General features: G+C 35.3%; 8 protein-coding genes. 6 read left to right on the top strand and 2 right to left on the bottom strand.

Going from position 1 to position 12808, the window contains the following annotated elements:
• The first annotated feature begins 58 nt into the window (after positions 1 to 58).
• Positions 59 to 1381, top strand: coding sequence for an aspartate kinase (locus tag JS605_RS02755; RefSeq protein ID WP_203256147.1), 1323 nt, complete (start codon positions 59 to 61; stop codon positions 1379 to 1381).
• A gap of 48 nt (positions 1382 to 1429) precedes the next feature.
• Here the strand turns inward: JS605_RS02755 and JS605_RS02750 are convergent, their stop codons facing one another.
• Positions 1430 to 2722, bottom strand: a complete 1293-nt coding sequence (locus JS605_RS02750; protein WP_203256146.1) for an aminopeptidase P family protein — start codon at positions 2720 to 2722, stop codon at positions 1430 to 1432.
• A gap of 105 nt (positions 2723 to 2827) precedes the next feature.
• On the opposite strand from JS605_RS02750, the gene JS605_RS02745 reads away from it, so the two are divergent.
• From JS605_RS02745 to JS605_RS02730, 4 genes are all read left to right on the top strand, one after another.
• On the top strand, positions 2828 to 4681 hold the full coding sequence (locus tag JS605_RS02745; RefSeq protein ID WP_203256145.1) for a T9SS type A sorting domain-containing protein: 1854 nt from the start codon (positions 2828 to 2830) through the stop codon (positions 4679 to 4681).
• Between the two features lie 213 nt (positions 4682 to 4894).
• A complete protein-coding gene (locus JS605_RS02740) occupies positions 4895 to 5572 on the top strand; it encodes a succinate dehydrogenase cytochrome b subunit (RefSeq protein WP_203256144.1) in 678 nt (225 codons plus the stop codon).
• A 13-nt stretch (positions 5573 to 5585) separates the two neighbouring features.
• Positions 5586 to 7598 carry a fumarate reductase/succinate dehydrogenase flavoprotein subunit gene (locus tag JS605_RS02735; RefSeq protein WP_203256143.1) on the top strand — a complete coding sequence of 671 codons (2013 nt, stop codon included), beginning with the start codon at positions 5586 to 5588 and terminating at the stop codon, positions 7596 to 7598.
• Positions 7599 to 7620: 22 nt separating this feature from the next.
• Positions 7621 to 8361, top strand: coding sequence for a succinate dehydrogenase/fumarate reductase iron-sulfur subunit (locus JS605_RS02730; protein ID WP_203256729.1), 741 nt, complete (start codon positions 7621 to 7623; stop codon positions 8359 to 8361).
• Between the two features lie 66 nt (positions 8362 to 8427).
• Here JS605_RS02730 and JS605_RS02725 read toward each other — a convergent pair whose 3' ends face one another.
• On the bottom strand, positions 8428 to 11856 hold the full coding sequence (locus tag JS605_RS02725; protein WP_203256142.1) for a hypothetical protein: 3429 nt from the start codon (positions 11854 to 11856) through the stop codon (positions 8428 to 8430).
• A gap of 171 nt (positions 11857 to 12027) precedes the next feature.
• Between JS605_RS02725 and JS605_RS02720 the strand changes: the two genes are divergently transcribed.
• Entirely contained in the window at positions 12028 to 12789 is a 762-nt protein-coding gene (locus tag JS605_RS02720; RefSeq protein ID WP_203256141.1) for an exodeoxyribonuclease III, read from the top strand.
• Positions 12790 to 12808: the final 19 nt, after the last annotated feature.

The raw sequence follows: 12808 nt of genomic DNA, 5'->3' as shown, positions 1-12808 counted from the left end.
TATTAATGATTGCATTCTTCATTTGAATTTTACATTTGCACTGCAAATTCATAGATAAATGAAAGTTTTAAAATTTGGAGGAACGTCCGTTGGGTCAGTGGAGAATATGACCAATGTTAAAAACATTATCAACGATGGAAATAAGAAGATAGTAGTACTTTCTGCAATGTCCGGTACTACCAATAGTTTGGTTGATATTGCCAATAACATCAAGGTTTCTAACACTGATAAGGCTTTGCAGGATATTAATGCGCTTCATGAGAAATATATTTTAGTGATTGATGCGCTCTTGTCTGATGCGACATTGAACGGTTTAACTAAAACTTATGTTGCAGAACGTTTTAATTTTTTAATCGAGTGTACATACAAGTCGTTTTCCCAGCTTATTGAAAATGAAATTTTAGCGCAAGGGGAATTGATGTCTACCTTTATGTTTAACTCTTTTTTACAACAAGAAGGTATAAATTCTTGTTTGTTGTCGGCACTAGATTTTATGAAGATTGATGCGCATAAAGAGCCATCTTTTAATTATATCCAAAATAATCTACAAACTGTTTTAAGTGAAGCAGATACTGCTGAAATATATATTACCCAAGGCTTTATTTGTTTGGATGATACTGGGGAAGTTTCCAACTTGCAACGAGGAGGCAGTGATTACACAGCTACCATAATTGGAGCAGCTATAAAAGCTGAAGAGGTGCAAATCTGGACAGATATTGACGGGATGCATAATAACGATCCTAGGTTTGTTGAAGGTACTAAGCCAATTTCAGATTTATCTTTTGATGAAGCTGCAGAGTTAGCGTATTTTGGAGCTAAAATTTTGCATCCCCAAACGATACTTCCGGTAAGGAAGGATGGTATTCCCGTGCGTTTAAAGAATACAATGGATCCCATAGCTAAAGGAACTTCAATTACGGGAAATCATGTTGAAACAGGTATTAAGGCTATTGCCGCAAAGGATAATATAACTGCGATAAAAATAAAGTCTGGACGTATGTTACAGGCGCATGGGTTCTTGAAAAAGGTATTTGAAATTTTTGAAACCTATGAAACGTCTATAGACATGATTACTACTTCTGAGGTAGCTGTATCACTAACTATTGATGATGATAGAAATTTAGAACAAATTGTTTCTGAGTTGGAAAAATTTTCAAATATTGAAATTGATACAAATCAAAGTATTATTTGTTTGGTGGGGCATGCTATAGTAGATCATGAAGGCACGCACAAGCTGTTTAAGATTTTAAAAGATGTAAATATTAGAATGATATCTTATGGGGGAAGTAGAAATAATATTTCCTTACTTGTGGATACTGAGAACAAGATAAAAACACTTCAAAAACTAAATGGTTATTTATTTGAATTAGTCACTCTTTAATAATATTAGTGTTTAGATAAAAGGTCGCTCAATTTGAGCGACCTTTTTTTAGGTATTCATCAAATCTTCTATTTCATCAATCTCAATAGGGATGTTTTTCATCAAGTTCACAGGATCGCCAGTTTCTTGGATTACCACATCATCCTCTAATCGAACCCCAAATCCTTCCTTGGGGATATAAATTCCGGGTTCAACTGTAAAAACCATATTGGCTGTCATGGGTTCGGTTATGATGCCATAATCATGCGTGTCTAATCCCATATGGTGGCTGGTGCCATGCATAAAATATTTTTTATACGCTGGCCACTCTGGGTCTTCATTTTGTATATCAGCTTTATCTAGTAATCCTAGGTCCAGTAATTCAGAGGTCATAATTTTCCCTACTTCCACATGGTACTCTCCCCAATCTGTTCCGGGGACAAGCATTTTGGTAGCTTCGTTTTTAACTTGTAAAACCGCTTTATAAACTGCTTTTTGTCTATCAGAAAATCGTCCAGATACTGGAATGGTACGTGTCATATCGCTTGCGTAATTTGCATGCTCTGCCCCAACGTCCATTAAAAGCATATCGCCAGCCTTACATTCTTTGTTATTTTCGATGTAATGTAGCACATTTGCGTTATTACCAGAAGCTATTATTGGGGTATAAGCAAATCCTTTTGAGCGGTTTTTAATAAATTCGTGGATATACTCTGCCTCAATTTCGTATTCCATAACGCCTGGTTTTACAAAATTTAAAATACGCTTAAACCCTTTCTCTGTAATGTTACAAGCTTGCTGAATTAAATCGATTTCCACTTCTTCCTTAACAGAACGTAAACGTTGCATAATCGGGTTGCTTTTAGCTACAGCATGTGCTGGATATTTAGCTTTTAACCATTTGGTAAAACGGTCTTCACGGGTTTCAACTTCAACTGAAGCGCGGTAATGTTCGTTGGTATTTATGTAAACCGTATCACATTGCGTCATAATTTCAAACATTACCTTTTCCATATCCTGTAACCAATATATGGTTTTAATACCGCTGGTTTCGAAAGCTCTTTCTTTGGTCAATTTTTCACCTTCCCAAACAGCTATATGCTCATTGGTTTCTCTTAAAAAGAGAATTTCTCTGTGTTTTTCTTTTGGACAATCAGGGAATAATACCAAAATACTCTCCTCCTGGTCAACGCCACTTAGATAAAAAATATCTCTATGTTGCTGAAATGGCATGGTGCTATCGGCACTAATGGGATAAATATCGTTGGAGTTAAAAACAGCCAAACTATTTGGTTTCATTTTTGTAGAAAATTTCTTTCTATTTTTTATAAAAAGACTGTTTTTTATCGGTAAATATTTCATTTTATCGGTTTTTTTGTTTTCTTTTGTGATGTAAAAATAGCTATTATTTCGTTATATTTGAATGACCTCTTGGCCCTGAATTAAAATCTTTTAAAAAAATTAGTAATGAAAAAAACCATATTCACAAAAATTGTTCTTGCATGCATCTCAGTTCTGTTTGGTTGTATGAGTTTATTGTCCCAATCTATGATGATAGAGGCTTCACTGGATAAGCAGGTCAGAAATTCTGATCTAATTATCGAAGGCAAGGTAATTTCACAAAAATCTTATTGGAATGAAAATCGTACCTACATATACACATCAAATATTGTTGAGGTTTATAAAGTTTTTAAAGGTAAATCAACAACTGATACAATAGAGGTAATTACCAGTGGGGGTACTGTAGGGAATGATGCTTTAGTGGTAAGTCCCAGTTTAAAACTTAATCTATCAGAAATGGGGCTCTATATGTTAAAGAGTTTTAATGAAGGAAAACATCAATTTAAATCTTATGGTTCTTCTCAGGGCTATTACAGGTATAATTTGGAAAGTCAGGTAGCGGTTAATCCGTTTAATAAAAAACAAGGTATTTCTTCTAAATTCTATAAAGAAATTACACAGTTAACCAACCAAAATTACAAGGAGTTAAAACCTTTTAATGTAACTGCTTATTCTAAACTTAATCAAAGCAAAAGTTCAACTTTTGTACCATCTGGCATTACTTTCTCGCCAACTACAGCAACTGCTGGAACCCAGACGGTTTTAACAATATCAGGAACTGATTTTGGCGCTACTCCTGGAAGCGTATGGTTTTCCAATGCAGATGATGGGGGAGGAACCTTTACTAGAGCACTTGACAATCAGATTTTAACATGGAGCGATACTCAAATTACAGTAGAAATTCCCTCAGGTGCTGGTACAGGACCTATCAGGGTAGAGGATTCTAGTAATGATGCTGCTGTTTCAGTTTCAGTTTTAACGATAACCTATTCTGAGTTAAATGCAGTATTTGATATTGATGACCAAACAGGAAGTGGAGGAAGCAATGGACCATTAACACCTTTTGCTTATCCTGTGAGACATATAGGTGAAAATGGAAATGGAGGATTTACATTTGAGTTACAAACGAATTTTTTTAATAATACCGAACCTAATAATGCTGGTGCTAGAGCTGCTTTTGAAATGGCACTCGATAAGTGGCGTTGTGAAACAAATGTTAATTGGGATATAGCAACTTCTGCTACTTCGGTTGATGTAGTTGCTAGAGATCAGGTTAATGTAGTAAAATTTGATAATCAAGGTACTGCGGATGATTTACCAGATAATGTGTTGGGTAGATGTACAAGTTGGTATTCAGGATGTGGTGCTGTAGGGGACCCTTCTACCTGGAATGCACATGTGGCAGAGATGGATATCGTATTTGACGATGAGGTAAATTGGTATTATGGAGTTGGTCTTCCTAATCTGTCTGAGTTTGACTTTGAAAGTGTTGCATTACATGAGCTTGGCCATGCACATCAATTAGGTCATGTTATTGATTTGGTTAGTGATGGAGATAATTTAGATGATGTGATGCATTTTGCAATCTCAAACTCGGAGCAACAACGTGTATTATTGGCGAGTAATGTTACGGCTGCCTCTAATGTACACTCAAGAAGTACAACGGTAGATGCATGTTCGCAACCATTAATGACAGATTCATCAACCTGTAATTTAGGTGTAGAAGATGAGCTGTTAAACCAAACTGTGAAGATTTACCCAAATCCTGCTAGTACCCAACTCTTCATAAGTAATGCGCACATTTTACCATTAAAAAGTGCTACGCTTTTTGATTTAAATGGTAGGCAAATTATAAGTTATGATATCTCTCAAGCTTTTAAAGTTGAAACTTTAGATATTACAAATATACCAGTGGGTGTGTACTTTGTAAAAATAACTTCTGATGATGCCTCAATAACTCAAAAGCTTATTATAGAGTAGTAGAGGTAAATGAAATAATCGAAAAGCATCACATAATGTGATGCTTTTTTTGTTGGTTGCATCAAGATAACGAAACAATAATACTTAGTTTTTTGAAAAACTAAGTATTATTACTTAAAATCATTCTAAATAACAAAAACATGACATTTGTTATTTGCCTAAGAATCCATCGGTAATTACCTTTGCAATTCTTAAATATATTATAATATAACAATGGGTGGATTTTTTAAATCTTCGATTGGAAGAAAAGTTGCCATGGCGCTATCTGCGTTCTTCCTCATGTTTTTCTTGCTGCAACACTTAGCAATTAATTTATTATCAGTGATAAGTCCTGATGCTTTCAATGAAGTATCCCATTTTATGGGGACAAATCCGTTAGTGCAATTTGCGTTACAGCCAGTGTTGATTTTTGCAGTGGTTTTTCATTTTGTAATGGGATTCATTCTGGAATTAAAAAATAAAAAGGCAAACGGTGTTTCTTACGCTAAAAATAATGGAGGTGCTAACTCTAGTTGGGTAAGTAGAAATATGATTTATAGTGGCTTAGTGGTTTTGGCATTTATTGTTTTACACTTTATTGATTTCTGGATTCCTGAAATTAATACAAAATACATTGTAGGGGATATGTCTGGTTTACACAATGGCGAGTATAGATATTTTCATGAATTAGTTGAGAAGTTTCATAGCCCACTTAGAGTTGGTGCTTATGTAATTTCTTTTGTGCTTTTAGGATTGCATTTAGCTCACGGCTTTACATCAGCGTTCCAATCTGTTGGTTCTTCAGCCGGTCGTAAAAAAACATTGCAAACTATAGGTAAAGCTTATTCCATAATAGTTCCGTTAGGTTTTATTATCATAGCTTTATATCATCATTTAAATCCTCACCATTAATCTTAATATAATTATGGCTTTAAATTCAAAAGTACCAAAAGGTCCAATTAAAGATAAATGGACAGATTATAAAAATAAAATCAATCTAGTAAATCCAGCCAACAAACGCCATATAGATATCATCGTTGTTGGTACAGGTTTGGCAGGAGGTTCTGCAGCCGCAACGTTAGCGGAATTGGGATATAATGTTAAAGCCTTTGCTTATCAAGATTCCCCGCGTCGTGCACATTCCATTGCTGCTCAAGGAGGTATTAATGCAGCAAAGAACTACCAAGGCGATGGAGATTCAACATACAGACTGTTTTATGATACTGTTAAAGGAGGGGATTATCGCTCTAGAGAAGCAAACGTATACCGTTTAGCTGAAGTTTCAGCTAATATTATAGATCAATGTGTGGCGCAAGGCGTGCCATTTGCACGTGATTATGGTGGGTTACTAGACAACCGCTCTTTTGGTGGTGTATTGGTCTCTAGAACCTTTTATGCTAAAGGACAAACAGGTCAGCAATTGTTGTTAGGAGCTTATTCTGCAATGAACCGTCAAATTGCACGCGGTAAGATTGAAATGTTCAATCGTCATGAGATGTTAGATGTGGTTATTGTAGATGGAAAAGCACGAGGCATTATTGCCCGTAATTTAGTTACTGGAGAGATTGAGCGTCATTCGGCGCATGCAGTTGTTGTGGGGTCTGGTGGTTATGGAAATGTATATTTCTTATCAACCAATGCTATGGGTAGTAATGTAACTGCAGCATGGAAAATACATAAAAAAGGTGCATATTTTGCCAACCCATGTTACACGCAAATTCACCCAACATGTATTCCTCGTTCTGGAGATTACCAGTCTAAATTAACATTAATGTCCGAATCGTTACGTAACGACGGACGCATTTGGGTACCAAAAAACATTGAGGACGTTAAAGCAATACGGGAAGGTCGTAAAAAGCCAACTGATTTGTCAGAAGAAGAAAGAGATTACTATTTAGAACGTCGTTACCCAGCTTTTGGAAACTTAGTACCTCGTGATGTGGCATCAAGAGCAGCCAAAGAGCGCTGTGATGCTGGTTATGGTGTAAACGCTACAGGAGAAGCGGTTTATTTAGACTTTGCGGCAGCTATTGAAAGATACGGTAAAGAAGAAGCAAAAGTAAAAGGTATTGATAACCCTTCAAAAGAAAAAATTACCGAGTTAGGAGAGAAAATAGTAGAAGCCAAGTATGGTAACTTGTTCCAGATGTATGAGAAGATTGTAGATCAGAACCCATACAAAACACCAATGATGATTTACCCAGCAGTGCATTACACTATGGGTGGTGTTTGGGTAGATTATAACTTAATGACTACCGTTCCTGGATTATATTGTATTGGAGAAGCGAACTTCTCCGACCATGGTGCAAACAGACTTGGAGCTTCAGCATTAATGCAAGGTTTAGCCGATGGTTATTTTGTGTTACCATATACTATAGGAGATTACCTTTCTGATGATATTAGAACTGGTAAAATTCCAACAGATACCAAGGAATTTGATGAAGCTGAAAAAGAAGTGAAAAGTAGAATAGATTTCTTTGTAAATAATAACGGAACCAAATCCGTAGATTATTTCCACAAGAAGCTAGGCAAGATAATGTGGGATAAATGCGGGATGTCCCGTAATGAAAAAGGCTTAAAAGAAGCCATGGTAGAGATTAAAGTCATTCGTGAAGAATTCTGGAAAGAAGTATCAGTTCCAGGTGGTGCAAATGAAATGAATCCAGAATTAGAGAAAGCAGGTCGTGTTGCAGACTTCTTAGAATTGGGAGAGCTATTTGCTAAGGATGCTTTAACTAGAGAGGAATCGTGTGGAGGACACTTTAGAGAAGAATCTGCTGAAGAATCAGGGCCGCAAAAAGGAGAAGCTAAACGTAATGATAAAGACTTTGCTTTTGTTTCTGCGTGGGAATATAAAGGAGAACCAGCTGATGCTGTTTTACATAAAGAAGAATTAGAATTCAAAGACATTGAATTAAAACAAAGATCTTATAAATAAGAAAGCTATGTCAGGAAAAGGAATGAATTTAACATTAAAGATTTGGCGTCAAAAAGATGCAGAATCTAAAGGTAAGATGGAAAGTTACAACGTAACTGATATTTCAGAGCACATGTCTTTTTTGGAAATGATGGATGTTTTGAATGAGCAATTAATTGCTAAAGGAGACGAACCCGTTGCTTTCGATCATGATTGTCGTGAAGGCATTTGTGGTATGTGTTCTATGTACATTAATGGGGAAGCCCATGGACCTGATAGAGGTATTACAACATGCCAGTTACACATGAGAATGTTTAACGATGGAGATACTATCACTATAGAACCATTTAGAGCAGCAGCATTTCCAGTAATTAAGGATTTGGTTGTAGATAGAAGTGCTTTTGATAGGATTCAACACGCAGGGGGGTATATTTCGGTAAATACTTCGGGAAATACGCAAGATGCTAATGCGCTTCCAATTTCTAAACATGCAGCAGATGAAGCTATGGATGCAGCAACTTGTATTGGTTGCGGTGCGTGTGTAGCTACTTGTAAAAACTCTAGTGCAATGTTGTTTGTAGGTGCTAAAGTATCACAATATGCATTATTACCTCAGGGACAAGTTGAAGCGGCTGATCGTGTAAAAAATATGGTCGCACAAATGGATTTAGAAGGTTTTGGTAACTGTACTAATACTGGTGCTTGTGAGGTGGAATGTCCTAAAGGAATTTCATTAGATAATATTGCTAGAATGAACAGAGAGCTAATCAAGGCGTCTGTTTAAATAAAATACTTCAAAAATTAGTATATAAAGAGACTCATGGATTATTTTCATGGGTCTTTTTAGTTGTTAAAAGTAAGCCTTTAACTGAATATTCCCTGTATGGATGGTTTTGCTGGTTTCTGTTTTTCTACCAAAATAACTCAAATTTAAATCTAAGAACTTGGTTAATTTCTTTTGTGCCAATAATGTCCAAGTGAAGTTATTTCCTGGTTGTAAACCTTCTAGCATTTGAAAGGCTACAGGTGTGTTTGGATTACCAGTATAGTTATTTGAAAAATAATTAACCTCCCCGTTTATAGCACCTTTTTCATTTTTTGATAGGTTAAAACCTAAACCAAACTTTTGTTGTTTTAAGTTTTCTAAATTTCCAATAGTGTTGTCTTTTACAGTATATTGATAAAACACATCAAAACGACTATTTTCATTAAACAGGTATGATAGTTTAGGATTGAGTAGGGCTTCATCAAAATTAAAATTTTTGCTCGTGAAGTTTTCGCTGGAACTCTCATTTGAGCCTATTACAGATTGAAGTGTTATTAACCAATTTTCTTTTATCTTATGATTAAAGTTTAATTGATGGCTTCTTAGATTATTTTCTAAAAGCCCAACTGAAAGCGTATTGCTGGATTTATTTGAAAGATACGTGTATGAGGTTGTATAGTGTTGCTTACCTCGATTAAAGAATAATACATTTCTAAAATTAAGTTGTAAACCTAGTTGGTTGTCTGCATCACTTTTAAAAGGGTTTAAGTTGAAGTTATTACCATCCCTTTGAATTTTTCTATCAATTAAATAACTAGTTTGATTGTAAAAATGAGACCAAAATTTTTGAGATTTTTTTTCTGAAACTCGCCATTGAGATGGGTTTATGGTTAGTGTTTGGCTAAACCTGTTTTGATGTGTTTTAATAAATACACGATTTGGCAACAACACACGTATATAGGTGCCTTGATCTTGAAATTGTGCAATTTCAAATTCTTCCAACTCTTGGATACCATTGTTGTTATAATCTATCCAGGTATACGAACCTTGTCCGGGTTCTACTTCAACATAAGTAAAATCTTGTTGGGGCAGCGTTCCAGAATTGGTTTCAAAAACCGTATTACTTTGTATAATATTTTTAAACAGTTTTTGGTTGTATTGTAATCTTGAGTTTAAAGAGTTTTCATCTTCAATAGTGTCGTCTTCATGATTCAAGGTTCTGTAATTGGCATACAGGGATAGGTTGGTGCTTTTATTTTGAATAATTCTGGAGTCTATATAAAAGGTATTGGAAGTGTTTACCTTTTGCAATCTATTGTTTCTAATACTATCGTTAACCCTTGTTTTATAGCCTATCTGTGCAAATACTTTGGTGCTGTCTCCTATTCCTGTAAACCCCTCATAGGATATAAACTTTTGACTTAAAGGTGTTAAGGTTTGGGAAGCAATTTCAGTTTGCACATTGTCTTCAACAGAAAGTTTAGCACCTAGCCAACTTTTTTTCATGCCGCGTGTTACCGTATTGTGAGACCTCAAAAATGTAGAAGTATTAATACTGGATTTTGCATCCAAATAACTAGTGTTAGATTGTATTAAAAGTTTATTTAATAGTAGGTTAGCATTTGCGATATGTCTACTTCCATTAAAGCCTGAAGCAAAATTTAAATATTCAAATTGGTAGTTAATGCGTCCTTTTTTGTAGTGCGAAAGGTTGAGACCAGTATTTAAAAAGGTTTGCGAACCCAAATCGCCAACCCGTTGATTGCCTCTGGGTTGTTCTAGGTTCCAATCGCGATTAAATTCGGCATTGTATAGAATTTCTATACTTCTAAAGTTATCCTGAATAAAGTCTGTTTTAATGTAGGCGTTTAGGTTCCAGAGACTATCTTTTTTAATGATGTTTTGGTTTATGCGTAGCATTCCAGCAAAACCATCGTTATCAGCATCATCTGCCCCAGAAAAAAGATTTAAATCATTTTTACTGCCAGCCATCTCAAAATTAATTTGTGTGTTTTTAGAAGGCGTATAGCTTCCATTAATGGCAGCGATTTGCAGTTTTGTAGGAGCGATAAGTTGAACGATTGGAGCATAATCGCCTTGTAATGCTCCAGCATATTCATAAACCGTATTTACAGGATTATTAAATGCATTACTGATCACATAATCGCCTTGATTAGGCCCAACGCGTGTAAATGTTACCCTAAATAGTTCATCGTCAGGATTATTAGAGAACACAAAAATCTCATTACCATTAATACTATCTTTTCGGTATAAAATTCTATTCTCACTAAAGGCTTCTTCCACAGCAGAAGGCGCAACCATTTGTGCCCTATCATCACCAGCACCACCTAATATCTGTACCTGTTCTTCTGAAAGGTTTTGTTGTAAGGGTTGGTTTTTAGCGTCATTTTCAGAGTACACAGAAACACCAATTTTTAATTTCTCACTACTATAATTTCCTCCACCATAAGCCACCAAACGGGAGTAATTGCGGTCGCTAAATTGATAGTCTACAGTGATTCTCATTTCAGAAGTTATCGGAAAAGTAGTGTTGAATATAATTTCGCCTGCGTTATAATCGATGATATAATCTTTGTCTTCTCCTCGTTCTAAAGGTATGCCGTTAACATAAACAGTTTCACTTCCGGATACTATAAGCACAAATAATTCCCCATTTTGTCCTTGTAATTTGTAAGGTCCTTGGTTGCCTTCTTGGGCAACAAACTGGCTTGTAGTAAATTGTCCGCGTACCAAAGCACCAGCAGCAAAGACGTTGGTTTGTGAAGTATCTCCTCCTAAATTAGCGTTTATAGACAATCCTTGTACGCGTTTGGAGAATGCAGAAAAATAAGAGTTGTTATTGTTTAAATCAATATCTCCCGCACGAATATTCCAAGTGTCACTAAACAGTTCAATAAAAACTTGATCGAATTCATCCAAACGTTGGCTATACCCACTTTCTTGTAACGGAATATTAGCATCCTGTATAGAAGCTCTCAATGATACCTTATCGTTCAATTTACCGGTAATTTGAAGGTCTAATTCGCTGTTAAGTACAGAGTTTTGATTGTTACCAACAGTGACGCCCCGTGAAATACTTCCAGAGGTTGTTAACCCATCAAAAGGCACAAAGTTTCTGGATGTGTTGGGTTGGGACAATTGGTAAAGTTTTTCTACACCATCATTATTTTTTACAATAATACTCTCGTCTAATTGTTTGTAGGTTTTAGTAAGAAATTCTGGGAATTTCAAATAATTAACGATGATTGAATCCGTTTTAATGGGTTTTTTAACTATGAGTTTCGCCGCAGAAAAGTCAATTTTATAAAAAGACGTATCTATTATTTGATTGTGTTTCGTTTTAACAGAAAACCAACTGGAATTGATACTAACACTATCCACCAAAATAGTGTCCCGAACAGCTAGCCGTTTAGTTTTATATTTGTTGTTTTGGTTTTGGGAAAAACCACCAAAACTAACGCATGCAAACATAAATAACAGGACATACTTCATCAGGTATTTAAACTAAGATAAGCTTAAAATATTTTGTTAATAGAATTCGTTAAAACTCCTTGGATTAAATATAGTGTAAAAGTAAGGTATTATTTATTTTAGCTGAAATAGCAAAAGTGTTTGTAACAAGTTTTGCGTTTAACAGGTTTTCTCATCTAATAAAAAGAGTAAATGAAAATAATATCGTATAACGTTAATGGTATTCGTGCTGCTATAAATAAAGGTTTTATAGACTGGTTAAAAAGTGCAAATCCAGACGTGATTTGTTTACAGGAAATTAAAGCCATGAAAGAACAACTGGATTTAAGCTTGTTTGAAGAGGTTGGTTATACCTACCACTATTGGTTTAGTGCTCAAAAAAAAGGGTATAGCGGAGTGGCAATCTTGAGTAAAATTGAACCCAACCATGTGGAGTATGGTACAGGTATAGAATCGATGGACTTTGAAGGACGTAATTTAAGGGTAGATTTTAATGGTGTTTCTGTAATGAGTTTGTATTTACCTTCTGGTACCAATGATGCACGCTTACAACATAAGTTCGATTATATGGACATGTTTCAAGAATACATCAATAATTTAAAGAAAGAGGTGCCTAACTTGGTAATTTGTGGAGACTATAATATCTGTCATGAAGAAATAGATATCCATAACCCCAAAATGAAGGGTGTTTCGGGGTTTTTACCTGAAGAACGTGAATGGATCGGTAAATTTATAAAGAGTGGTTTTATAGATGCTTTTAGATATTTAAACCCTGAACGACAAGAATATAGCTGGTGGAGTTACCGTGCCAATGCACGGGCCAATAATAAAGGGTGGCGATTAGATTATGCCATGGTATCACAACCTTTACAAGAAAATATAAAAAGAGCCGTTATACTAACCGAAGCAGTACATAGCGATCACTGCCCAATATTAGTAGAAATAGATAATTAAACTTATAATAAACAAAAAA

The organism is Hyunsoonleella ulvae (assembly GCF_016827605.1).
Taxonomy (GTDB): domain Bacteria; phylum Bacteroidota; class Bacteroidia; order Flavobacteriales; family Flavobacteriaceae; genus Jejuia; species Jejuia ulvae.
The sequence above is the reverse complement of the archived record's forward strand: the minus strand, read 5'-3'. Positions and strand labels throughout refer to the sequence as shown.